Source organism: Pseudomonas sp. L5B5, assembly GCF_020520285.1.
In the GTDB taxonomy this organism is placed as follows: Bacteria; Pseudomonadota; Gammaproteobacteria; order Pseudomonadales; family Pseudomonadaceae; genus Aquipseudomonas.
In genome coordinates this window covers 5,653,858-5,676,572 of the sequence record NZ_CP084742.1, presented here as the reverse complement: position 1 = coordinate 5,676,572, position 22,715 = coordinate 5,653,858, and the positions used below count along the sequence as shown (strand labels likewise).

At 63.4% G+C, this 22,715-nt stretch carries 21 protein-coding genes; 11 read left to right on the top strand and 10 right to left on the bottom strand.

What is annotated here, in order from left to right; all coding sequences use genetic code 11:
- Nucleotides 1-69 precede the first annotated feature (69 nt).
- Nucleotides 70-246, top strand: coding sequence for a hypothetical protein (locus tag LGQ10_RS26120; RefSeq protein ID WP_164485040.1), 177 nt, complete (start codon nt 70-72; stop codon nt 244-246).
- Here the strand turns inward: LGQ10_RS26120 and LGQ10_RS26115 are convergent.
- Nucleotides 239-1,153 (bottom strand): helix-turn-helix domain-containing protein, encoded by a 915-nt coding sequence (locus LGQ10_RS26115; RefSeq protein WP_226523639.1) that lies wholly within the window; start codon nt 1,151-1,153, stop codon nt 239-241. The two genes, LGQ10_RS26120 and LGQ10_RS26115, sit on opposite strands and share 8 nt — an antisense overlap.
- Before the next feature lie 417 nt (nt 1,154-1,570).
- Between LGQ10_RS26115 and LGQ10_RS26110 the strand changes: the two genes are divergently transcribed.
- On the top strand, nt 1,571-3,025 hold the full coding sequence (locus LGQ10_RS26110) for an MDR family MFS transporter (RefSeq protein ID WP_413247636.1): 1,455 nt from the start codon (nt 1,571-1,573) through the stop codon (nt 3,023-3,025).
- Between the two features lie 13 nt (nt 3,026-3,038).
- Here LGQ10_RS26110 and LGQ10_RS26105 read toward each other — a convergent pair whose 3' ends face one another.
- The 4 genes from LGQ10_RS26105 to LGQ10_RS26090 all read right to left on the bottom strand — a co-directional run bounded on the left by LGQ10_RS26105 (nt 3,039) and on the right by LGQ10_RS26090 (nt 6,940).
- A complete protein-coding gene (locus LGQ10_RS26105) occupies nt 3,039-3,884 on the bottom strand; it encodes a cache domain-containing protein (RefSeq protein WP_058438203.1) in 846 nt (281 codons plus the stop codon).
- A 117-nt stretch (nt 3,885-4,001) separates the two neighbouring features.
- Complete coding sequence (locus tag LGQ10_RS26100) at nt 4,002-4,841, bottom strand: ATPase (protein WP_226523637.1); 840 nt, start codon at nt 4,839-4,841, stop codon at nt 4,002-4,004.
- 107 nt (nt 4,842-4,948) lie between these two features.
- Complete coding sequence (locus tag LGQ10_RS26095; protein WP_226523636.1) at nt 4,949-5,941, bottom strand: NAD-dependent epimerase/dehydratase family protein; 993 nt, start codon at nt 5,939-5,941, stop codon at nt 4,949-4,951.
- Nucleotides 5,942-6,040: 99 nt separating this feature from the next.
- A complete protein-coding gene (locus tag LGQ10_RS26090) occupies nt 6,041-6,940 on the bottom strand; it encodes a LysR family transcriptional regulator ArgP (RefSeq protein ID WP_226523635.1) in 900 nt (299 codons plus the stop codon).
- A gap of 179 nt (nt 6,941-7,119) precedes the next feature.
- Between LGQ10_RS26090 and LGQ10_RS26085 the strand changes: the two genes are divergently transcribed.
- The 8 genes from LGQ10_RS26085 to LGQ10_RS26050 all read left to right on the top strand — a co-directional run bounded on the left by LGQ10_RS26085 (nt 7,120) and on the right by LGQ10_RS26050 (nt 16,589).
- Complete coding sequence (locus LGQ10_RS26085; protein ID WP_058438210.1) at nt 7,120-7,524, top strand: ACT domain-containing protein; 405 nt, start codon at nt 7,120-7,122, stop codon at nt 7,522-7,524.
- A 2-nt stretch (nt 7,525-7,526) separates the two neighbouring features.
- A complete protein-coding gene (locus tag LGQ10_RS26080; RefSeq protein WP_226523634.1) occupies nt 7,527-8,129 on the top strand; it encodes a LysE/ArgO family amino acid transporter in 603 nt (200 codons plus the stop codon).
- A gap of 176 nt (nt 8,130-8,305) precedes the next feature.
- Nucleotides 8,306-8,902: a superoxide dismutase gene (locus LGQ10_RS26075; RefSeq protein ID WP_058433801.1), complete on the top strand. Its 597-nt coding sequence runs from the start codon at nt 8,306-8,308 to the stop codon at nt 8,900-8,902.
- A 304-nt stretch (nt 8,903-9,206) separates the two neighbouring features.
- Nucleotides 9,207-11,258, top strand: a complete 2,052-nt coding sequence (locus tag LGQ10_RS26070) for a putative bifunctional diguanylate cyclase/phosphodiesterase (protein ID WP_058433802.1) — start codon at nt 9,207-9,209, stop codon at nt 11,256-11,258.
- A gap of 160 nt (nt 11,259-11,418) precedes the next feature.
- Nucleotides 11,419-12,759: an imelysin family protein gene (locus LGQ10_RS26065; protein WP_058433803.1), complete on the top strand. Its 1,341-nt coding sequence runs from the start codon at nt 11,419-11,421 to the stop codon at nt 12,757-12,759.
- A gap of 200 nt (nt 12,760-12,959) precedes the next feature.
- The gene (locus LGQ10_RS26060; RefSeq protein ID WP_413247570.1) at nt 12,960-14,381 is read left to right on the top strand and encodes a di-heme oxidoredictase family protein; all 1,422 of its coding nucleotides are present in this window, start codon (nt 12,960-12,962) and stop codon (nt 14,379-14,381) included.
- 43 nt (nt 14,382-14,424) lie between these two features.
- Entirely contained in the window at nt 14,425-15,489 is a 1,065-nt protein-coding gene (locus tag LGQ10_RS26055; RefSeq protein WP_058433805.1) for an imelysin family protein, read from the top strand.
- A gap of 2 nt (nt 15,490-15,491) precedes the next feature.
- A complete protein-coding gene (locus tag LGQ10_RS26050) occupies nt 15,492-16,589 on the top strand; it encodes a DUF1513 domain-containing protein (protein ID WP_226526198.1) in 1,098 nt (365 codons plus the stop codon).
- A gap of 65 nt (nt 16,590-16,654) precedes the next feature.
- On the opposite strand, the gene LGQ10_RS26045 is transcribed toward LGQ10_RS26050, so the two are convergent.
- From LGQ10_RS26045 to colR, 5 genes are all read right to left on the bottom strand, one after another.
- Nucleotides 16,655-16,882, bottom strand: coding sequence for a hypothetical protein (locus LGQ10_RS26045; RefSeq protein ID WP_058433806.1), 228 nt, complete (start codon nt 16,880-16,882; stop codon nt 16,655-16,657).
- A 2-nt stretch (nt 16,883-16,884) separates the two neighbouring features.
- Nucleotides 16,885-17,598 (bottom strand): lipopolysaccharide kinase InaA family protein, encoded by a 714-nt coding sequence (locus LGQ10_RS26040; protein ID WP_058433807.1) that lies wholly within the window; start codon nt 17,596-17,598, stop codon nt 16,885-16,887.
- A 4-nt stretch (nt 17,599-17,602) separates the two neighbouring features.
- Nucleotides 17,603-18,283, bottom strand: coding sequence for a class I SAM-dependent methyltransferase (locus LGQ10_RS26035; protein WP_226526197.1), 681 nt, complete (start codon nt 18,281-18,283; stop codon nt 17,603-17,605).
- Nucleotides 18,284-18,481: 198 nt separating this feature from the next.
- Entirely contained in the window at nt 18,482-19,762 is a 1,281-nt protein-coding gene (locus LGQ10_RS26030; protein WP_226523633.1) for a sensor histidine kinase, read from the bottom strand.
- The gene (gene colR / locus LGQ10_RS26025; protein WP_226523632.1) at nt 19,752-20,435 is read right to left on the bottom strand and encodes a two-component system response regulator ColR; all 684 of its coding nucleotides are present in this window, start codon (nt 20,433-20,435) and stop codon (nt 19,752-19,754) included. Before colR ends, LGQ10_RS26030 begins: the two co-directional genes overlap by 11 nt.
- A 204-nt stretch (nt 20,436-20,639) precedes the next feature.
- Between colR and LGQ10_RS26020 the strand changes: the two genes are divergently transcribed.
- Nucleotides 20,640-22,589 carry an LTA synthase family protein gene (locus tag LGQ10_RS26020; protein ID WP_226523631.1) on the top strand — a complete coding sequence of 650 codons (1,950 nt, stop codon included), beginning with the start codon at nt 20,640-20,642 and terminating at the stop codon, nt 22,587-22,589.
- Nucleotides 22,590-22,715 lie beyond the last annotated feature (126 nt).

Here is a 22,715-nt window from a genome sequence, read left to right as displayed (position 1 = left end):
CTGGCAACTGGCCTATTCTGATAACAGTGCTTTCGAAAATACGAAAGCACGAGTTCAGAGGTCATCGCCATGAACGTCAAGACAAGAAGGTACCTGGCCATTTTCATGACCTGCACCGTGACCCTGGCGCTGTACGGCACCGCCGCCTACCGCGTCGAACAGGCCCGCATGCAGACCCGTGCCTATGCCAGTTGCAACCTGGAACGCTGCATTCCCCACAACGCCACCCTGAACGCCCTCAGGTAAGCGACAGGGAGCCACGATCGTCGGCCGGGTCGGCTTTCAGGCGATCGCGGAAGACCTTGGGCGAGATGCCTTCCCGGCGCCGGAACAGCCGGGTGAAGTTGGTCGGGTCGGAGAACCCCAGCTCGGCGGAAATCTCGTAGATGGTCATTCCGGTATAGGTCAGCAGGCGCTTGGCCTCCAGCAACTGGCGCTCGTGCATGATCTGCAACGCCGGCTGCCCCGCCAGTTCGCGGCAGGTGCCGTTGAGATGCGATACCGAGATCCCCAGTTTGTGCGCAAGGTCCTCCACCTTCACATGCTCGCGGTAGTGGGCCTCCACCAATTGCATGAAACCATTGAAGTACTCCCGGGCCCGTTGCGGACGCTGGGTGGACTTGTTGCGCTGCTGGGCCTGGCGTGCGACCCAGACCACGATCGTGCTCACCAACGCATGCATGTGCATTTCCCGCGCCGGCTGCTGGCCCTGGTACTCGTTCTGCAGCGCGCAGAACAACTCGCTCAGGTAATGCACATCGTCACCCGCCGGGTAGCTGGCACAAGAGGCCAGGGTGCCCTTCGCCTGTCCCAACTGGGCTTGCAGATAGGCCACCAGCGGCGCCGCCAGGGTCACCACATGACCTTCGACGTCCTCGGAGAATTGAAAGCCGTGGACCGACAACGGCGGCAGGACCAGGATCGCCGCTTCGTCCAGCTGGGTCCGCCGGTCCTCGACCTGCAACTGGACCTGGCCACGCTGCACGAACAGCAACTGGCAGAGGTCGGCGTGGCGGTGGGGTTTGACTTCCCAGTGCAACTCACGACCGCGCAAGCTGATGGGCTCGCAGTGCAACAGGTCGGGAGTCGGCCACTCCAGGCTCTGGCCATAGAGTTTGAATACGGGAATGGATGCAAGGGCTGGCTTGTTCATCGCTGCAGTCCGGGCCTCGAAGGGAACGGGCAGGCATCGTGCCCGGAGATGGGGACGTGCAGATCCGTCGGATGGTCTTGCTCAATTGACGGATTCACCCGATCAAAATGCAAGCATAGGCAACATTCATACACACTCATTCTGTCGCCTGCCGAACAGCGCGCACAGATCCGACACTATACAGAATGCTTCCCATTCCGCTGCAAGCCATCACTAGGCCATGCCCGGGAATCTTCATGAAATAACCGTCAGCAACAAGGTTGCAGCGCTATCCGGTAGGCACCTATCCAGTACACTGGCCTGCATCTGTGCCGGCTCAATTCGCCCGCCCCATCACTGCCCGCAGGTTCTTCCGTGTCCCATCCTCAACAACCTGGCCCGTCCCCGGTGGCCATCCGCAGCGTGCTGGCCGCCCTGATGCTGGCGATCTTCCTCGGTGCCCTCGACCAGACGATAGTCGCGGTCTCGATGCCGGCCATCTCCGCCCAGTTCAAGGACGTCGGCCTGCTGGCCTGGGTGATTTCCGGCTACATGGTGGCCATGACCGTGGCCGTGCCGATCTACGGCAAGCTGGGCGACCTCTACGGCCGGCGCCGGCTGATGCTGTTCGGCCTGGGGCTGTTTACCCTGGCCTCGCTGTTTTGCGGCCTGGCCCAGAACATGGAGCAGTTGGTGCTCGCGCGGATCTTCCAGGGCATAGGCGCCGGCGGCATGATTTCGGTCAGCCAGGCGATCATCGGCGACATCGTCCCGCCTCGGGAACGCGGTCGCTACCAGGGGTACTTCAGCAGCATGTACGCGGTGGCCAGCGTCGCCGGGCCGGTACTCGGCGGCTACATGACCGAGTTCCTGTCCTGGCGCTGGGTCTTCCTGATCAACCTGCCGCTCGGCCTGGGCGCCTTTTGGGTGACCCATCGCACCCTGGTCGGATTGCCGGTGCCCCAGCGCAAGCCCATCATCGACTACCTCGGCACCCTGTTGTTGATCGTCGGCCTCAGCGCATTGCTGCTGGGCATTACCCAGGTCGGCCAGGGCTACTCCTGGCGCAGCGCAGAAGTGCTCGAGCTGCTGGGCATTGCGGTCATCGTCCTGGCCCTGTTCGCCTGGCATGAGCGCCGGACCCGCGAACCGCTGTTGCCGATGCATCTGTTCGCCAACCGCGATGCCCTGCTGTGCTGGTGCACGATATTTTTCACCAGTTTCCAGGCCATCTCGCTGATCGTGCTGATGCCCCTGCGCTTGCAGAGCATCACCGGGGCCGGCGCCGACAGCGCCGCCCTGCACCTGCTGCCCCTGGCCATGGGCCTGCCCATGGGCGCCTATTGTGCCGGGCGACTGACCTCGGTGACCGGCCGCTACAAACCGATGATTCTCACCGGCGCCCTGCTGATGCCGATCGCGATCCTCGGCATGGCCCTGGTGCCGCCCCAGGCCGTGTTCTGGAGCAGCCTGTTCATGTTGCTCTGCGGCATTGCCGGCGGCATGCAGTTCCCCACCTCGCTGGTGGGCACTCAAAATGCGGTGGAGCAGCGGGATATCGGAGTCGCCACCAGCACCACCAACCTGTTCCGTGCCCTGGGGGGTGCCGTCGGGGTGGCCTTGATGTCGGCGCTGCTGCTGGCTCTGCTGCAGAACTCCGGCCTGCCCCACGCCGATGGCGCTGCAGTGCTGGGCGAAGGACACTCCGGCAATGCCCTGCTCGAAGGCCTGAATGCCGCACCGGGTGCGGCCCGAGACCTGTTGCGAGGCGAACTGCTGCAGACCTTCCGGCACCTGTTGCTGGTCAGCGCCGGAGTGTCGCTGCTGGGGCTGGCAGCAGCCATCGCCATGCCCAACCGCCTGCTGCGCGGGCGTGAAGACAAGGCCCGCTGAGCGGGCCGCGGCTTCAAGGGCTGTAGTACCCCACCGCGACCAGCAGCGAGCCGACCTTGCGCAGATAGGCGTGCTTGTCTTCGATCCGGCCGGTCACCGGATTCTTCCAGCGATACCTGTACTCGCCCTGGTCCTGGCGCGCCAGCAACGCCAGCATCGGCTCGCCCACCGGCTTGCCATCGGGGTCACGGACCTTGGCGAAGTCGGTGTCGAGCAATCGCAAGTTGGTGCCGTGGGCCAAATAACGTCGGGTATCCAGGCTCACCACGAACACGTACAAATCGTCTTCGATGAATCCACCCTGCAGGTCATTGATGGCCTTGAGCGTGCCCGCCTGGTCCTTGGCCAGGGCGTCGGCCGTACGCTCGAGCAGCGCCCGGGCCTGGTCCGCCGACGCTCGGGGCAGGTAATAACCCACCGCCAGGATCCGCTCGCCAACGCGCTGGAAGTACACATGCTTGCGTTCGATCTTGCCATCGGCCCAGTTCTGCCAACGGTACTCGGCCTGCTGGATGCCGCTGCCCTGCGGGGTCCGCAATGCCTCTTCGAACGCCTTGCGCAAATCCGCCCCCAGCACTCGCGATACGTCGCGGCCGATCAATGCCGACGATGGGCCGCCGCTGGCCAGCATCACCCCGTGGGTGTCCACCACAAACACATAGCGGTCCTGGTCGACGAATTCACCCTGGCGGCTGAACGCGGCAAACGCCTTGTCACCCTGTTCCTGATAACGGACCAAGGCCTTTTCCAGCAGCGCTCGCGCCAAGGCCCCGTCATCGGCGGGCTCAGCCGCCTGGAGCGGACCGACACACAGCAACAGCCACCAGCCCAGCCAGGCATGCTTGCGCAACCGTTTCATCGCCCACTCCTCATTCGCATTGACGTTCGAAGAGCGTAGCCGGCTGCGGGACATGGGTGAACATTCAGCGGATCGCGGTCGGGCCCGGCCGCGCAACACGCGACGGGGCCCGGCGGATCAAGGGCGGGTGTTGATCTGCTGCTGCAGGTTCTGGATCTGGCTCTGCAGGGTATTGATATTACGGGTGACCTGACCACGAAAGGCATCGAACTCGGCGGTGCTGGCACCGTTCTGCGAGGCAGCAGGCCGGTTGTCCTGCTGGCTCTTGAGCACGATCAGGTCCTGCTCCAGGCGCTCGATGGCGGCGCTGGGGTTGCCCTGTTTCTTCAGCGTGGCCAGTTCGGCGGCCAGGCTCTTGAGCTGGGCATCGACCTTGCCACCATCGGCTTGGGCCCCCTTGAGGCTCGCCAGCTCGCTACCCAGGGCTTTCACCTGGGCCTGCAACTGGGCATTGGCGGCCTGCTGCTCGGTGCCCTGGGTACTGATCTGGGCCAGGCGCTTGTCCAGGTCGGTGGCCTGGCCGGCCACGCCCTGCTGCTGGCGCCCCTGGTCCTGCAAGCGACTTTCCAGCTGCTTGATCTGCAACTTCAACGCTTCGCTGTCGCTGGTGACGTTGGTCTGGCTGGCCACCACCTTGCCGGAGATGTCCTGCAAGCGGCCTGCGGCCTCTTCGCTGATCCTGGCGAAACTTTCCTGGGTGGCCACCAACTGCTGCTCCATCAGCGAGATCTGCTGGAAGCTCCACCAGGCCAGGCCGAGGAAGGCAAAGAACAATGCCCCCACCAGGGCCCACAACGGGCCGGTGCTGGGACGCTTGAGCGTGGCAGCCGGGGTGCTGCGCGAATGAGCCGTGGTGCGCTCGCGGGCACCACTGGTGGTCGGGAAGACATCGTCGTCGAGGGAATCGGCGCGCAGACTTGGAACGTCATCGAAGTCATCGTGTGCATCGTTACGCATGGGGCAACCTTTCTGAACCACGGAGGGGGCTGAGTGCGGCGAGTATAAACCGCCAATGGGCCTGGCCAATGGACCGAGCCAGGCGAAACCGGTTCAGTCCTGGGGCTTCATCCCATGTCCTGGGCCTTCCACCAGCTGCAGAACTCATCCAGGGCGGCCCACAGGCTGACCCTGGGCTCATAGCCCAGATGATGCCGGGCCCGGCTGATATCCAGGGTGAAATCCTTGTTCATGACCTGCATGCCTAGGCGTGTCAGGGTCGGTTCCGGGCGCCCCGGCCAAATCCGGCAGAAGCCTTCGTTGAGCGCCGCCACGCTGTAGGCCAGGCCATAGGAGCGGTAGCGCGTGACCTGCGGCACCTGCATCTGGCGCATCACGTAGTTGACCACGTCCCACAGCGGCACCGGGGCGCCGTTACTGATGTTGTAGACCTTGCCCAGGGCCGAGCCACTGGCCTGCAGGCAACTGAACAGGGCGTCATTGAGGTTGTGCACACTGGTGAAGTCGACCTTGTTCAAACCATTGCCAACGATGGCCAGGCGGCCCTTGCGCTGCATCTTCAACAGCCGCGGGAAGATGCTCATGTCGCCGGCGCCAGTGACGAAACGCGGGCGCAGGGCCAGCACTTCCAGACCGAATTCCTGGGCACCGAAGACCTTCTGCTCGGCCAGGTACTTGGTGGCGGCATAGGGATGCTTGAAACGCTTGGGCACCTGTTCTTCGGTCAAGCCCAGGTGATCGCGCCCGTCGAAGTAGATCGAGGGCGAGGACAGGTGCACCAGGCGCCGGACCCGCTGCTTGAGGCAGGCTTCCACCACGTTCTCGGTAACCTGCACGTTGCCCTGGTGGAAATCCTGGTAACGGCCCCACAGGCCCACCGCACCGGCACAATGCACCACGGTATCGACGTCGCGGCACAGCTCGCGCACCAGGTCGGCGTCGCCCAGGTCGCCCTGGATGAATTCGGCGCCACGGCGCACCAGGTGCTCCGCGGCTTCGGCGCGACGTCCGTTGACGCGCACCTCCAGGCCCTGCTCAAGGGCGAAACGGGCGAAGCGCCCGCCGATGAAGCCGCTTGCGCCGGTGACCAGAATCTTCATGAAATATTCCTAAGAAAGCAGTGACGAACAACAGAAAAGCAGCGACCAGCCACAAGCTGCAAGTGAAGAACTGCTGACTTGCAGCTTGTCGCTTGACGCTTACGGCTGCTCCCAGGGCACCAGCCACTGTGCGGATAAACGTGCCAGGTGCTCGGTGAGCAACCCCAGCAGTTGTCCACCATTGCGCCAATGATGCCAGTACAGCGGCACATCGATGGGTTTATCCGGCAGGAGTTCCACCAGGACACCGCGCTGCAACTGCTCGCGAACCTGCAATTCGGGCACCAGCCCCCAGCCCAGCCCGGCTTCCGTGAGGCGGATGAAGCCTTCGGAGGAAGGACACAGGTGATGCTCGAAACCGCCGTCGACCCCCAGGGATGCCAGGTAGCGATGCTGCAGGAAGTCATCGGGGCCGAACACCAGGGCTGGCGTCCGGGCCAGTTGCTCGGCACGCACGCCCTGGGGAAAGTGTCGGGCGATGAACGCCGGGCTGGCCAGGGCCCGGTAGCGCATGGCGCCCAGCAACAGGCTGCGGGCTCCGGCCACCGGCCGCTCGCTGGCACAGACGCAAGCCGCCACTTCCCCGGCACGCATGCGCTTGAGGCCCACCGTCTGATCCTCCACCACCAGGTCCAGGAGCAGATGATGCTCGGCGCAGAAGTCCCCCACCGCCTCGGCCCACCAGGTGGCCAGGCTATCGGCGTTGAGGGCGATGCGCAGGCGCTCCGGCAGCCCTTCTTCGTCCAGGGCCGGCACCAGGCTCTGCAGGTCGCGCTCCAGCAAGCGCACCTGCTGCACATGGTTGAGCAGGCGCCGGCCGATCTCGGTGGGAGCCGGTGGCGTGACCCGGACCAGGACCGGCTGGCCGACCCGGGCCTCCAGCAGCTTGATGCGCTGGGAAATCGCCGATTGCGACAAGCCCAGCACCTGGGCCGCACGCTCGAACCCGGCCTGCTCGACCACGGCGGCAAGAGCCGAAAGCAACTTGTAGTCGAACATCAGTTTTCCTAATGAGAGATCAGCACTATTGGTTTTTCTTATACAGCCCCACACCGGAAAATAGCCAGCATAAAGCCTAATGCCAGTCAGTTAAGCCAGGTGATCCCCTGCCATTTCCTCAACTGATCGGCATTAAGCACAAAGCCTCCGTATCGCCTTTTCGTTCAAGGATCTTCTTCATGGCCGGTGAAACCTCCCTCGCCACTTTGCTGCGCAGCATGAGCCCGCAACTCAACGACGGTGAGTATGTGTTCTGTTCCGTCACTGACCCCAGCCTGCTGCAGGGCTGCGAAGTGCTGGGCAGTTTTCGCGAGCATGAGGGCCTGACGGTGATCGTGCGTCGCGAACAGGCCGAACACCTCGGCCTGGGCTTCGACTACGTGGCGGCCTGGATCACCCTCCAGGTGCACTCGGCGCTGCAGGCCGTGGGCCTGACAGCCGCCTTCGCCGGGGCCCTGGGCCGGGCCGGGATCAGCTGCAACGTGATTGCCGGGTACTACCACGATCACCTGTTCGTCGGCCAGGCGGATGCCGGGCGCGCCATGCAGGTGCTGCAACAACTGGCCGCCGGCGAGGAGCAGTAATCATGTGGCAAAGCTATGTAAACGGCCTGCTGGTGGCCGCTGGCCTGATCATGGCGATCGGCACCCAGAACGCCTTTGTCCTGGCCCAGAGCCTGCGCCGCGAACATCACCTGCCCGTGGCCGCGCTGTGCGTAACCTGCGACGCGCTGCTGGTAGCCGCCGGCGTATTCGGCCTGGCCACCGTGCTGACCCAGAGCCCGACGTTGCTGGCGGTGGCACGCTGGGGCGGTGCGGCGTTCCTGATCTGGTACGGCTCCCAGGCCCTGCGCCGGGCCTGCTCGAAGCAAAGCCTGCAACAAGGTGATGGCCAGACCGTGCGTTCGCTGCGGGCGGTGATGCTCAGCGCCCTGGCAGTGACCCTGCTCAACCCCCACGTGTACCTGGATACCGTGCTGCTGATTGGTTCGCTGGGGGCCCAGCAGACCGAGCCTGGCGCCTACGTGGTGGGGGCGGCCAGCGCTTCGCTGCTGTGGTTCTTCACCCTGGCCCTGGGCGCTGCCTGGCTCGCTCCCAGGCTGGCTCGACCCGGCACCTGGAGGGTCCTCGACCTGCTGGTGGCGGCGATGATGTTCAGTGTCGCGTACCAGTTGATCAGCGCGGCGTGACTTATTCCAAAAGGCTCTGGAACCTCTATCCCACACAGTTGTTGCGTGGTTAAGCCGCACCCCCGGTGCTATGATCCGAAGCTTGCGCCGCAAAGAGTACAAACTCCCCGGCGCTTGTCCGGCCGCCCGTGATCGGCCTTGCGCTCACCGCAACAGACCTGATTAGGAGAATCACCATGGCTTTCGAATTGCCGCCGCTGCCTTATGCACACGATGCCCTGCAGCCGCACATTTCCAAGGAAACCCTGGAATATCACCACGACAAGCACCACAACACCTATGTCGTGAACCTGAACAACCTGGTGCCAGGCACCGAGTTTGAAGGCAAGACCCTGGAAGAGATCGTCAAGACCTCCTCGGGCGGCATCTTCAACAACGCAGCCCAGGTCTGGAACCACACTTTCTACTGGAACTGCCTGGCGCCAAACGCCGGCGGCCAGCCAACCGGCGCCCTGGCTGATGCCATCAATGCAGCGTTCGGTTCGTTCGACAAGTTCAAAGAAGAATTCACCAAGACTTCGGTTGGCACCTTCGGTTCCGGCTGGGGCTGGCTGGTGAAGAAAGCCGACGGTTCCCTGGCCCTGGCCAGCACCATCGGCGCCGGCAACCCGCTGACCAGCGGCGACACCCCGCTGCTGACCTGCGATGTCTGGGAACACGCCTACTACATCGACTACCGCAACGTGCGTCCGAAGTACGTCGAGGCGTTCTGGAACCTGGTGAACTGGAAATTCGTCGCCGAGCAGTTCGAAGGCAAGCACTTCGTGGCCTGAACCTGCCCGCAGTGAAAAAAACCCGGCCTGGCCGGGTTTTTTTTGCCTGTGACAAAGCCGGGATCTTGTCCCGCCTGCTCGAAGCGCTAAGATTCCATGCAGGTAAAAAACCGCGCATTCTCCTCAAGTTGCACGGCGTCGCTACCGACACACTACCCACAGCTAGAGCAATCCTGATTCTGATCACCCGGGCCTCGCCCGCAGACGTCCTGTCCTCGGCATTGATGTCACTTTGACGGCAATCACGGGATTGCCAATACTCATGGCAACTTGACGCTACGCGCACGGAACAAGGAATAGCCCTTTGAAGCTGGAACTCAAAAACAGCTTGTCGGTGAAGTTGCTCCGCGTTGTGCTGCTGTCGGCACTCATAGTGGGCGTGGTCCTGAGCTGCGCCCAGATCGTCTTCGATGCCTACAAGACTCGGCAGGCAGTAGCCAACGACGCCCAGCGCATCCTCGACATGTTTCGCGACCCATCGACCCAGGCGGTCTACAGCCTGGATCGGGAAATGGGCATGCAGGTCATCGAAGGCCTGTTCCAGGACGATGCTGTGCGCATGGCCTCTATCGGCCACCCCAACGAAACCATGCTGGCGGAAAAAACCCGTGATCTGCAGCAGTCCTCCAGCCGCTGGCTGACCGACCTGATCCTCGGCCAGGAGCGCACCTTCACTACCCAACTGGTAGGCCGTGGTCCCTACAGCGAGTACTACGGCGACCTGAGCATCACCCTGGACACCGCCACCTACGGCCAGGGTTTCATCGTCAGCTCGGTGATCATCTTCGTGTCCGGAGTGCTGCGCGCCCTGGCCATGGGCCTGGTGCTGTACCTGGTCTACCACTGGCTCCTGACCAAGCCGTTGTCGCGGATCATCGAGCACCTGACCAACATCAACCCCGACCGCCCCAGCGAACACCAGCTGCCCCTGCTCAAGGGCCACGAAAGAAACGAGCTGGGCATCTGGATCAATACCGCCAACCAGTTGCTGGCCTCCATCGAGCGCAACACCCACTTGCGCCACGAGGCGGAAAACAGCCTGCTGCGCATGGCCCAGTACGACTTCCTCACCGGCCTGCCAAACCGCCAGCAACTGCAACAGCAACTGGACAAGATCCTGGTGGATGCCGGACGCCTGCAACGCCGGGTCGCCGTGCTGTGCGTGGGCCTCGACGACTTCAAGGGAGTCAACGAACAGTTCAGCTACCAGACCGGCGACCAGCTGTTGCTGGCCCTGGCCGATCGCCTGCGGGGCCACAGCGGTCGCCTGGGTGCCCTGGCACGCCTGGGTGGCGATCAGTTCGCCCTGGTCCAGGCCGATATCGAACAGCCCTACGAAGCGGCAGAACTGGCCCAGAGCATTCTTGACGACCTGGAGGCCACCTTCGCCCTCGACCAGCAGCAGATCCGCCTGCGCGCCACCATCGGCATCACCCTGTTCCCGGAAGATGGCGACAGCACTGAGAAGCTCCTGCAAAAAGCCGAACAGACCATGACCCTGGCCAAGAGCCGCTCGCGCAATCGCTACCAGTTCTACATCGCCAGTGTCGACAGCGAGATGCGGCGCCGCCGGGAACTGGAAAAAGACCTGCGCGAGGCCCTGGCCAGGGAGCAGTTCTTCCTCGTCTATCAACCGCAGATCAGCTACCGCGACCATCGGGTGGTAGGCGTCGAGGCCCTGCTACGCTGGCAGCACCCGGAGCACGGCCTGGTGCCGCCGGACCAGTTCATCCCGCTCGCAGAGCAGAACGGCACCATCATCGCCATCGGCGAGTGGGTGCTGGACCAGGCGTGCCGCCAGTTGCGGGAATGGCACGACATGGGCTTCAGCGACCTGCGCATGGCCGTCAACCTGTCCACCGTGCAACTGCACCATGCCGAACTGCCGCGGGTGGTCAACAACCTGCTGCAGATCTATCGCCTGCCGCCACGCAGCCTGGAGCTGGAAGTCACCGAGACCGGCCTGATGGAAGACATCAGCACCGCGGCCCAGCACCTGCTGAGCCTGCGGCGTTCCGGGGCACTGATCGCCATCGACGACTTCGGCACCGGCTACTCATCCCTGAGCTACCTCAAGAGCCTGCCCCTGGACAAGATCAAGATCGACAAGAGCTTCGTCCAGGACCTGCTCGAAGACGATGACGACGCGACGATCGTGCGGGCCATCATCCAGCTGGGCAAGAGCCTGGGCATGCAGGTGATAGCCGAGGGCGTGGAAACCGCCGAGCAGGAGGCCTACATCATTGCCGAGGGCTGCCACGAAGGTCAGGGCTACCATTACAGCAAGCCGCTGAATGCGCGGGAGCTGGGCGCCTACCTCAAACAGGCCCAGCGCAGCAACGCGGCGATCCTCTGAAGCCAGCGTGGTGCGCGGCTTTGCGCTCCACGCAGCGGCTTGCAGTGAAAGAAATAATTACCGGTGCAACCCTTTACACATAATGCAAATCTTTCGCATTATGTCGCAGTTTTTGCGCACCCCGCGCCGTCCACTCCCCTCTCGAAGCAGGATGTTCGCCATGATTCGTATGCCTCTGGCTACCGCCAGTCTGTTGGCCATCGCTATTTCCCTCGCCGGCTGCGGCGAAGGCAAAGACGACAAGGCTGCCGCTCAAGCGCCGACCCCGGCTACCAGCACTGCCACCCCGGCCGGCGACGCTGCCGGCAAGGTCGACGAAGCCGCCGCCAAGGCCGTGGTCGCGCACTATGCCGACATGGTCTTCGCCGTCTACAGCGATTCCGAATCCACCGCGAAAACCCTGCAGGCCGCTATCGACGCCTTCCTTGCCAAGCCCAGCGAGGACACCCTCAAGGCCGCCAAGGCCGCCTGGGTCGCCGCCCGCGTGCCATACCTGCAAAGCGAAGTGTTCCGCTTCGGCAACACCATCATCGACGACTGGGAAGGCCAGGTGAACGCCTGGCCACTGGACGAGGGCCTGATCGACTACGTCGACAAGAGCTACGAACACGCACTGGGCAACCCGGGAGCCACGGCCAACATCATCGCCAACACCCAGATCCAGATCGGCGAAGACAAGATCGACGTGAAGGACATCACCCCGGAGAAACTCGCCAGCCTCAATGAGCTGGGCGGTGCCGAGGCCAACGTCGCCACCGGCTACCACGCCATCGAATTCCTGCTCTGGGGCCAGGACCTCAACGGCACCGGCCCAGGTGCCGGCGCCCGTCCGGTTTCGGACTACCTGGAAGGTGCCGGTGCCACCGGCGGCCACAATGATCGTCGTCGTGCCTACCTCAAGGCCGTGACACAGCTGCTGGTCAATGACCTGGAGGAAATGGTCGGCAACTGGAAACCGGACGTGGCCGACAACTACCGCGCGACCCTGGAGGCAGAGCCTGCCGATACCGGCTTGCGCAAGATGCTGTTCGGCATGGGCAGCCTGTCCCTGGGCGAGCTGGCGGGCGAGCGGATGAAGGTGTCCCTGGAAGCCAACTCCCCCGAGGACGAACAGGACTGCTTCAGCGACAACACCCACAACTCGCACTTCTACGACGCCAAGGGCATCCGCAACGTCTACCTGGGCGAGTACACCCGTACCGACGGCACCAAGATGACCGGCGCCAGCCTGTCGTCGCTGGTGGCCAAGGCCGACCCGGCCGCCGATGCAGCACTCAAGGCCGACCTGGCTGCCACCGAAGCCAAGATCCAGGTCATGGTGGACCACGCCAACAAGGGCGAGCACTACGATCAGCTGATCGCCGCAGGCAACGAGTCCGGCAACCAGATCGTGCGCGACGCCATCGCCGCACTGGTCAAGCAGACCGGCTCGATCGAGCAGGCCGCTGGCAAGCTGGGCATCAGCGACCTGAACCCGGACAACGCCGATCACGAATTCTGATCAGCATTGCGCCAGGCAGAAAGGCGACCTTCGGGTCGCCTTTTTTGTGCCCGCCGCAGCGATTTGCGCAACCTGCAACATCGTTGCCTGCGCCCCGGCCAGCTTGTCCTGGGTCAAACCAAACGATAATCCCTCTTATTCAAACCAGGTTGCCCTGTTAGACTTTGCGCCCTTGTTTTGCTTGCCCTGCAGGATATCCGATGCTTTCGTCGCTGCTTCGCTGGTCCGCGCTGTTCATGGCCTTGAGCCTGAGCGCCTGCGATGACGCCCCGCGCTTCACCCAGGCCGAACCCGGCGAAGCCCGGGCCGGCGGCGCGACGACGGTCAACAAGGCTGATCGAAACGCCTTCTCCCTGCCTTCGGCCAACCTGCCGCCCACCCGCCGGCTGGACTTCAGCGTCGGCAACAGTTTCTTTCGCAACCCGTGGGTCATAGCGCCGTCCACCACCACCGCCCGTGACGGCCTGGGTCCATTGTTCAATACCAACGCCTGCCAAAACTGCCATATCAAGGATGGTCGCGGCCATCCGCCGGCCCCGGACGCGCTGAACGCCGTGTCGATGCTGGTGCGCCTGTCGATCCCCGATGACCCGACCCTTGCCAGGCTCATCGAACAAGCCGGCATCGTCCCGGAGCCGGTCTATGGCGGTCAGTTGCAGGACATGGCCATCCCCGGCGTCGCCCCCGAAGGTCGGGTGCGGGTGGACTACGATCCCCTGCCGGTACGCTTCGAGGATGGCACCCAAGTGGAGCTGCGCAAACCGCGGTTGCAGATCACCGACCTGGGTTATGGCCCGATGCATCCGGATACCCGCTTCTCGGCACGCGTGGCCCCGCCGATGATCGGCCTCGGGCTGCTGGAGGCCATTCCCGAAGAGGCAATCCTGGCCAACGCCAGGCCGGTGAGCAAAAGCGCCATCTCCGGTCGCCCCAACTGGGTCTGGGACGATGCCCAGCAAAAGACCGTGCTGGGGCGGTTTGGCTGGAAAGCCGGACAACCGAACCTCAATCAACAAAATGTTCACGCGTTTTCTGGTGATATGGGCCTGACCACCCGCCTGAGACCCTTCGATGACTGCACCGACGCGCAAACCGCCTGCAAAAAGGCCCCCAATGGCAACGGCCCGGATGGCGAGCCAGAGGTCAGCGACAACATCCTGCGCCTGGTGCTGTTCTACACTCGCAACCTGGCGGTACCGGCGCGACGCAACGTCGACTCGCCCCAGGTCCTGGCCGGCAAGAACCTGTTCTTCCAGGCGGGTTGCCAGTCCTGCCATGTCCCAAGCTTCACCACCTCGGCCAACGCCGCCGAACCCGAACTGGCCAACCAGGTGATCCGCCCCTACAGCGACCTGCTGCTGCACGACATGGGCGAAGGCCTGGCCGACCAGCGTACCGAGTTCAAGGCCGGTGGCCGCGACTGGCGCACGGCCCCGCTATGGGGAATCGGCCTGACCGAGACAGTCAGCGGTCATACCCAGTTCCTGCACGATGGCCGTGCCCGCAACCTGATGGAAGCGGTGCTCTGGCATGGCGGCGAGGCTGAAGGCGCCAAACGCCAGGTGCTCGCGTTCAATGCCGAGCAGCGCGCTGCACTGCTGGCATTCCTGAATTCCTTGTAACGCTCGACTCATATGCTTTCTCCACAATAAAGGGAGCCCGAACATGTTCCGCCCCAAACTGCTCTTCACCAGCCTTGCCGCCCTCGCCCTGGGTGCCTGCTCGCCCCAGGACCCGCAGGCCGTGACTTCCGCGGCCATCGCCCAGCAGGTAATCCTGCCGACCTACAGCCGCTGGGTCGATGCCGACCGCCAGCTGGCCGTCAGTGCGCTGGCCTTCTGCGAGGGCAAGGAAAGCCTGGAGACCGCCCGCGCCGACTTCCTCCATGCCCAAAAAGCCTGGGCCGAACTGCAACCGCTGCTGATCGGTCCGCTGGCCGAAGGCAACCGCTCCTGGCAGGTCCAGTTCTGGCCGGACAAGAAGAACCTGGTGGGCCGTCAGGTCGAACAACTGGTCAGCGCCAACCCGCAGATCGATGCCGGCGCCCTGAGCAAGTCCAGCGTTGTGGTGCAAGGCCTCTCGGCCTACGAGTACATCCTCTTCGACAGCAAGATCGACATGGCCGACGACGCGCAGAAAGCTCGCTACTGCCCGCTGTTGACCGCCATCGGCGAACGCCAGAAGCAACTGGCCGAAGAGATCCTGTCGAGCTGGAACACCACCGACGGCATGCTGGCGCAGATGAGCAAGTTCCCCAACCAGCGCTATGCCGACTCCCATGAAGCGATCGCCGACCTGCTGCGCGTACAGGTCACGGCCCTGGATACCCTGAAGAAAAAGCTCGGCACCCCGATGGGCCGCCAGACCAAGGGCATCCCCCAGCCGTTCCAGGCCGCTGCCTGGCGCAGCCAGTCGTCGCTGCAAGGCCTGGAAGCCAGCCTCAGTGCTGCCCAGACCGTCTGGGCCGGGGTCGACAACAAGGGCCTGCGCGGCCTGTTGCCGGCCGAGCAGAAGCCTCTGGCCGACAAGATCGACGCCGCCTACGCCGCCTCGCTGAAACTCTTCGCCAGCACCCAGCGCTCGCTGACCGAAATGCTCGGCGACGATGCCGGACGCCAGCAGCTCAACGACTTGTACGACAGCCTCAACGTGGTCCACCGCCTGCACGAGGGCGAGTTGGCCAAGGCACTGGGTATCCAACTGGGCTTCAACGCCAACGACGGTGACTGATGATGCTGCGACGTCAGGCTTTGGCACTGGGCAGCCTGCTGCTCAGTGCGGTGACCTTGGGCGGCTGGACGCTGTTCAAGCAAAAGGGCAAGCAACCCTTGCTGCTTTCGGCCAGGGATGACGGCGACGGCAAGCATTACGCCGTCGGTTATCAACTGGACGGCAAACAGGTGTTCGCCACCCAGGTCGGCCAGCGTTGCCATGACATCATCAATCACCCCAGCTTGCCGATCGCACTGTTCGTGGCCAGGCGCCCGGGCACCGAAAGCTACCTGGTCGACCTGCGCGACGGCCGGCTGCTGCAGACCGTGACCTCGCAACCCGACCGGCACTTCTACGGGCACGCGGTGATCCACAAGGACGGTGAATGGCTGTACGCCACCGAGAACGACACCCGCGATCCAGGCCGTGGCCTGCTGGGTGTCTACCGTTTCGAAGGCGAGCGCCTGGTGCACAGCGGTGAGCTGTCGACCCACGGCATCGGCCCGCACCAGGTGTCATGGATGCCCGATGGAGAGACCCTGGTGGTCGCCAACGGTGGCATCCGTACCGAAGCCGAAAGCCGGGTGGAGATGAACCTCGACGCCATGGAGCCGAGCCTGGTGCTGATGCAGCGTGACGGCACCCTGCTGAGCAAGGAAACCCTGGCCCAGCAGATGAACAGCGTGCGCCACATGGGCATCGCCAACGACGGCACCATCGTCACCGGCCAGCAGTTCATGGGCGCGGCCCACGAATCCTCCGAGCTGCTGGCAATCAAGCGACCGGGCCAGCCGTTCACCGCCTTTGCGGTGGCCGAACAGCAGTTGCAGGCCATGGGGCACTACACCGCCAGCGTTGCAGTGCACAGCGAGCTGCGGCTGGTGGCCCTGACGGCTCCCCGGGGCAACCGCTTCTTCATCTGGGACCTGGACAGCGGCACGGTGCGGGTCGATGCGCCACTGCCCGACTGCGCAGGGGTCGGCGCCGTGGCCGACGGATTCGTGGTCACCTCAGGGCAAGGCCGCTGCCGTTTCTACGACTGCCGCCAGGCGCAGATCGTCGCCAAGCCCCTGGATCTGCCCGCCGGACTCTGGGACAACCACCTGCACCTGGCCTGACGTGCGGATCGCGGAAAAGCAAAGGCCTCGCATCGCGAGGCCTTTTTCTTGGCAAGCAAATAGCTTCAACTCTGGGGTTTCAAGCCCTGGCTCATGCCGAACATGAACAGCAACAGGTCATGATCAGGCTTGACCGCCGTGGCCACCTTGGCCACCCGCGGCAACGGGCAGTGGGCATCCCCCTGAGCCGCGCTCAGTACCTGGGTGCGTGGCTGCTCCCAGACCACCAGCGCCAGGGAAGCAACTGCCAAGGCTCCTGCCAGGAAAATACCTCGTGCAATTTCTAGCTTCATAGCTATAAACCTTTGATAGAGCTGCCAAACGCCGTCTTGTAAAAGTAGTAGAGCTTTTGCCAGTCGGTGTCATTCCACGACGAATGGCGGCGCAGTTGCTTCAGGTCATGGGCCGCGGCCCGCTGACTGGTCAGGCGCTGGCGGCACTTCTCGAAATCCAGCAAGGCAATCTTCGCCTGGGCCTGCTCGCCCTCGCCGTCCACGCGGATGAATACATGCTTGATATACAGGCAGCCATGCTGCCAGCGCCCCTTGTGCATGCGCGACAGGGTCGTCGCCAGGGCTTGCAGCACCTGGTCATGGAAGGCTTCGCCATGGCGCTCGCGCCCACCGGCGGCATACCAGTGTTCGATCTCGATGAACCCGTCGAGCGCAGCCGTGACCAGCAAGGCCTGCCACTCGTTCTGGGGCCCGCGCCGGGCACCGCAGAACACCGGCTCCGGAACCGTCACCTCCAGCAGCCGCAGGCCTTGCAGGGCATCGAGCTCGCGCAGGACCGTGGGGCGGCCGAAGGGATGCAGCCAACTGCGATAGATGTGCCCCACCTGGCGCTTGGCATACAGCAGGCGTCCATTGCCGCTCACAAGCCGTTGAACTCCGCTCTCCCCGCCTCGACGCTTGTTGGGCTCCTCGACCCACTCGCCTTGTTCGTTCCAGAAGTATTCAAAGCGATCTGTGGGCACGGCATCCATTTCCGAAGCACATTCAACAGCCATCTTCTTACCTCTTGCGTAGTACGTAGACCCGCCACATGGCGTAGAGCGGAAGGAAGTCCAGGTGTCGCTGGACGCTAAAGCCGGCTTGCCGGAATTCTTCTTCGACCGTGGCCGCCGGTAACACGAAACGATTCTGGTAACCCTTTTGCCCAACCTCGGATAGTCGCTTGCGCTCCAGCCGCTTGCGTTTCCAGGCCTTGAAATTGCCATCGACCCACAGCGAGACGATCACGCTATCGCGGGTCACCCGCTGGAACTCGCGCAACAGCGCCATGCGGTCCTGTGCGTCACCGACATGGTGCAACAAGCGCATGGAGAAAATGCAGTCCACGGCGTTGTCCGGCAGATCGATGGCAAACGCCGATGTCTGCAAGGGCCGTACCCGTTTCACCACTTCGGCGGGTTGCGCCACCGTGGCGGTGTTGAGCATAGCCGCTGAATAATCGGCACCAATGATGATTCGATTGCTCTTTTCGGCCAATAACGGCCAGAAGCGCCCAGCACCACACGGCAGGTCCAGTACCAACCCGGGATCCCCCGCCAAGGACAGGGCCATACGAGCCAAATGCTCATCACGCTTGTGGGACAACTGGCGCGCCAGTCCATCCTGATGCTTGAGCAGATACTCGAGGGCATGCTGGGTATCGTATTTTTCGGAAAACTTGAGCTTGATCGGTGTCGCCATCGCCAGGATCTCCTGCAATTGATGGCACTACCTTAGGCAGCGCCATGTCAGCGACAGGTCATCCCGTTGTGAAAACTTTGTGCCGTCCAGCGAAGAAATATTGCAGTTTTTTACAACGGCCGCACAGTGGCCTGGGGCCACTTCAGCAGAGAAATCGACAAGTGACAGGCCCGGTAAAACCGGGCCAGACAAGAGCACTCAGGGCTTGGCTGATTGCAATTGAACGTGAAAACGACAGCCATTGGGGGTCATGGTGCTGAGGCTGACACTCCAGCCCTGGTTCTCGCAGATGCGCTGGACCAGGGACAACCCCAGTCCCAGGCCCTCCCCACGCTTCTCATCGCCACGCACGAAGGGCTCGAACATCGCCTCGCGCTTCTCTTCGGGAATCCCCACGCCGCTGTCCTCCACCACGAAACCATCGGGTTCCAGGCTCAGGCGAATGAACCCCTGCTCGGTGTAGTGCAAGGCATTGCGCAACAGATTGCCCATCACCGCATGCAGGAAGGTGGCGTGATAGCGGGTGTCATCGGGCCGGCCGGGGTCGAAGAACAGCTTGATCCCCTTGGCCTCGATGGCTTCGCTCCAGACGCCGACCAGGTCACTGGCGGCCTGGTTCAGGGTCAATTGCGGCGACATGGCGGCGTCTTCGCGCTGGGCCCGTGCCAGCATCAGGAAGGTCTGCACCAGCTCGCGCATTTCCCCGCATGCCCGGGTGATGCGCTCCACCTGCGCCCGTCCGCGCGGGTCCAGGGCCGGATTTTCCAGCAGCAGTTCGCAAGAGGTGGCCAGGACCATCAACGGCGTACGCAACTCATGGCTGACATCGCTGGTGAACAACCGCTCGCGATTGAGCGCCTGGCGCAAGCGTCCCAGGGTCGCGTCGAAGGCGATGGCCAGTTCTCCCACTTCGTCCGCTGCGTAGTCCGGTGCCAACGGAGGCGCCAGGCCCAGCAACTGGTCGCGGTGCCGGACCTGGCGAGCCAGGCGCACCACCGGCGCCATGACCCGCCGCGCCAGTACCCAGCCCAGGAAGACCGCCAGCGCCAGGCTGAGGATGAAGCCCACCAGCACCACCGCGAACAGCACCCGCTCGCGTTCTTCGAAATCGCTCTGGTCCTGCAACAGTACATAGCGCCGGCCATCCACCACTTCGACCATGGCGTGGTAGGACAACTGCTCGCGAAACACTTCATGGAACCCGGGGTCGAGGTGACGCAGGTCCTTGGGCAACTCGAAGTCACCACGGCCACCGCTGTAGTAGAACAACTGGTCGGGCTCGGGACGGTGGCTCCAGTCTCCGACGTTGTCCATCAGCAGCAGGCGTTGCAGGTCGCCGCCGAGGCCGGCGGAGATGAGCTTTTCTTCCACCAGGTGCACGGTCGCCACGATACCCATGGCAAAGGCCCCGGCCACCAGGGCGCTCATCAGCGCAAAGGCGATGATGATCCGTTGGGCAAGGCTCTGCTTAAACTCCATCGCGCCCCTCGGCCAGGCGATAGCCGACACCATGCACGGTGTGCAACAGCGGCTTGGCGAACGGCTTGTCGATCACCTGGCGCAGTTGATGGACATGGCTGCGCAGGCTGTCACTGTCCGGGCAGTCATCGCCCCATAGGGCTTCCTCGAGAATTTCCCGGCGCAGTACATGGGGACTCTTCTGCATCAGCACCGCCAGCAGCTTCAGGCCGACCGGGTTGAGCTTGAGCAGGCGTCCCTCACGGGTGACTTCCAGCGTATCGAGGTCGTAGCTCAGGTCGCCGACCTGCAACGCCCGCCGCCCGCCGCCCTGGCTGCGCCGCATCACCGCCTCGATTCGTGCGGCCAGCTCCGAGAGGGCAAAGGGCTTGACCAGGTAATCGTCGGCGCCGGACTTGAAACCCTGGAGGCGATCATCGAGCTGGTCGCGGGCAGTGAGCATGATGACTGGGGTGTCGCGCCGGGCGTCCTCGCGCAAGCGCTTGCACAGGGTGTAGCCATCGATTCCCGGCAACATGATGTCGAGCACGATCAGGTCGTAATGCTCGGTGGCGGCCAGGTGCAACCCCGACAGGCCGTCCTGGGCACAGTCCACGGTATAACCCTTGAGCCCCAGGTAGTCCGCCAGGTTGGCGAGAATATCGCGGTTGTCTTCAACCAGTAGGATTCGCATCGGCACTCTCTCCGGACACAGTTGCAGCCGTCTTGGCTCGCGCAGCTTAAGGCCAAGTCCGGCCCGCCGCCACCCTTGTCGAGCGGCGCCTGACAGAGTTTTCCAAGGCTTGGGGGCTTAACAATATTTTCACCAGAGGCTCACACGCTGACTACAGGGACAACTTCAGACTGCGTGCCATTTGCCTCCAAGGAACACCCCCTGATGGATCTTCTCAAGACAGCTCCGGCGCGCTTCGTGCTGCTGCTGACCAGCACCTGGCTGGCGATCTTCCTGCTGACCCGCGGCATTTTGCTGCTCACCCACCTCGATGAAGCCGGTAGCGGCTGGCTGCCGGTGTTCGGTGTCGGCCTGCTTTACGACCTGGGTTTCCTGGCCTACGCGGCCCTGCCCATGGGCCTTTATCTGCTGCTCTGCCCGCCTGCCCTGTGGCGTCGGCGCGGCCACCGCTGGTTGTTGCAGGGCCTCTTGAGCCTGAGCCTGTTCGCCATGCTCTTCACGGCCGTGGCGGAGTGGCTGTTCTGGGACGAGTTCGGCGTGCGCTTCAACTTCATCGCCGTCGACTATCTGGTGTATTCCGACGAGGTCCTCAACAACATTCTCGAGTCCTACCCGATCGGCCTGTACATGGGCTTGCTGGCCCTGGCGGCAATCGTCCTGAGCCTGGCCCTGCGCAAACCCCTGAAAGCTGCCCTGGATGCGCCATTACCGCCACTGCGCGCTCGCCTGCTCGGCGTCCTGGGACTGCTGCTGATAGCCGGCGCCAGCCTGCAACTGCTGAGCCAGGACAGCCCGCGCAATCAGGGCGGAAACGCCTATCAGAATGAACTGGCGAGCAATGGCCCGTACCAGTTCTTTGCCGCCTTTCGCAACAACGAACTGGATTACCAGCAGTTCTACCGCAGCCTGCCCACCGATGTGGTGGCCCGCCAGATGCGCGCCGAGCTGAACGAACCCAATGCCCGTTTCATCGGCAAGGACCCGCTGGATATCCGTCGCGCCATCGACAACCCGGGCACCCCGCGCACACCGAATATCGTCCTGGTGACCATAGAAAGCTTCAGCGCCAAGTACATGGGCAGCAACGGCGATGACCGCAACCTGACTCCCAACCTGGATGCCTTGCGCAGGCAGAGCCTGTACTTCAACAATTTCTATGCCACTGGCACCCGCACCGACCGCGGCCTGGAAGCCATCACTCTGGCGATTCCCCCCACACCAGGACGCTCCATCGTCAAGCGCATCGGTCGTGAAAGCGGCTTCGCCAGCCTTGGCCAGCAATTGCGTGCCGTGGGTTACGACAGCGTGTTCGTCTATGGCGGGCGTGGTTACTTCGACAACATGAACGCCTTCTTCAGCGGCAACGGTTATCGCGTGGTGGACCAGAGCAGCGTCGAGGAGTCCGAGATCCACTTCAAGAACGCCTGGGGCATGGCCGATGAAGACCTCTATACCCAGACCCTGAAGCTGGCGGATGCCGACTATGCACAACAGCGGCCCTTCCTGTTGCAACTGATGACCACCTCCAACCACCGGCCATACACCTATCCTGATGGCCGCATCGACATCAAGTCCGGCAAGGGCCGCGACGGCGCGGTGAAATACACCGACTACGCCATTGGCGAATTCCTCAAGGCCGCACGCCAGAAGCCCTGGTTCGACAACACCATTTTCGTGTTTGTGGCCGACCACACCGCAGGCAGCGCGGGCAAGGAAGACCTGCCCATCAGCAACTACCAGATTCCGTTGTTCATCTACGCGCCCACGCTGATTCCGGCGCAGGAAAATGCACAGCTGGCCAGCCAGATCGACCTGGCGCCCACCTTGCTGGGCCTGTTGAACCTGGACTACGAGTCGACCTTCTTCGGTCGCAACCTGCTGCAGGACAACCCGCTGCCGCCTCGGGTGCTAGTAGGCAACTATCAGCACCTGGGCCTGTTCGACGGCAAGGACCTGGCGATCCTCAGCCCGCGCCAGGGGCTGCGCCGGCATGACCAGGCCCTGGGCGTCAGCCAGGAATCCCGAGTGCCGGACAGCGACCCGTTGATCCAGCGCGGCATCAGCTATTACCAGAGCGCCAGCTACGACTTCAAGCAACAGCTGCTGAGCTGGAAGGCCCCCAAGACCCCGGCCGTGGCGGCCAGGCAGAACTGAAACCAACACCCCTCCTGCGAGTGCACCGGCATGCCCAGTGCACTCGCCAAAGCTGGCCAGCCTGGCACCCTGCCCTGCTCCTTCCAACCGACATAAAAAAACCCCGCCGGCTTTCGCCGGCGGGGC

Coding starts and splice junctions, on each gene's coding strand:
- LGQ10_RS26090 (WP_226523635.1), bottom strand. CDS start 6,940: ATGTTCGACTACAAGTTGCTTTCGGCTCTTGCCGCCGTGGTCGAGCAG.
- LGQ10_RS26110 (WP_413247636.1), top strand. CDS start 1,571: ATGCTGGCGATCTTCCTCGGTGCCCTCGACCAGACGATAGTCGCGGTC.
- LGQ10_RS26105 (WP_058438203.1), bottom strand. CDS start 3,884: ATGAAACGGTTGCGCAAGCATGCCTGGCTGGGCTGGTGGCTGTTGCTG.
- LGQ10_RS26055 (WP_058433805.1), top strand. CDS start 14,425: ATGTTCCGCCCCAAACTGCTCTTCACCAGCCTTGCCGCCCTCGCCCTG.
- LGQ10_RS26030 (WP_226523633.1), bottom strand. CDS start 19,762: ATGGAGTTTAAGCAGAGCCTTGCCCAACGGATCATCATCGCCTTTGCG.
- LGQ10_RS26120 (WP_164485040.1), top strand. CDS start 70: ATGAACGTCAAGACAAGAAGGTACCTGGCCATTTTCATGACCTGCACC.
- LGQ10_RS26020 (WP_226523631.1), top strand. CDS start 20,640: ATGGATCTTCTCAAGACAGCTCCGGCGCGCTTCGTGCTGCTGCTGACC.
- LGQ10_RS26075 (WP_058433801.1), top strand. CDS start 8,306: ATGGCTTTCGAATTGCCGCCGCTGCCTTATGCACACGATGCCCTGCAG.
- LGQ10_RS26065 (WP_058433803.1), top strand. CDS start 11,419: ATGATTCGTATGCCTCTGGCTACCGCCAGTCTGTTGGCCATCGCTATT.
- LGQ10_RS26050 (WP_226526198.1), top strand. CDS start 15,492: ATGCTGCGACGTCAGGCTTTGGCACTGGGCAGCCTGCTGCTCAGTGCG.
- LGQ10_RS26045 (WP_058433806.1), bottom strand. CDS start 16,882: ATGAAGCTAGAAATTGCACGAGGTATTTTCCTGGCAGGAGCCTTGGCA.
- LGQ10_RS26080 (WP_226523634.1), top strand. CDS start 7,527: ATGTGGCAAAGCTATGTAAACGGCCTGCTGGTGGCCGCTGGCCTGATC.
- LGQ10_RS26100 (WP_226523637.1), bottom strand. CDS start 4,841: ATGCGTAACGATGCACACGATGACTTCGATGACGTTCCAAGTCTGCGC.
- LGQ10_RS26095 (WP_226523636.1), bottom strand. CDS start 5,941: ATGAAGATTCTGGTCACCGGCGCAAGCGGCTTCATCGGCGGGCGCTTC.
- LGQ10_RS26115 (WP_226523639.1), bottom strand. CDS start 1,153: ATGAACAAGCCAGCCCTTGCATCCATTCCCGTATTCAAACTCTATGGC.
- colR (WP_226523632.1), bottom strand. CDS start 20,435: ATGCGAATCCTACTGGTTGAAGACAACCGCGATATTCTCGCCAACCTG.
- LGQ10_RS26035 (WP_226526197.1), bottom strand. CDS start 18,283: ATGGCGACACCGATCAAGCTCAAGTTTTCCGAAAAATACGATACCCAG.
- LGQ10_RS26040 (WP_058433807.1), bottom strand. CDS start 17,598: ATGGCTGTTGAATGTGCTTCGGAAATGGATGCCGTGCCCACAGATCGC.
- LGQ10_RS26060 (WP_413247570.1), top strand. CDS start 12,960: ATGCTTTCGTCGCTGCTTCGCTGGTCCGCGCTGTTCATGGCCTTGAGC.
- LGQ10_RS26085 (WP_058438210.1), top strand. CDS start 7,120: ATGGCCGGTGAAACCTCCCTCGCCACTTTGCTGCGCAGCATGAGCCCG.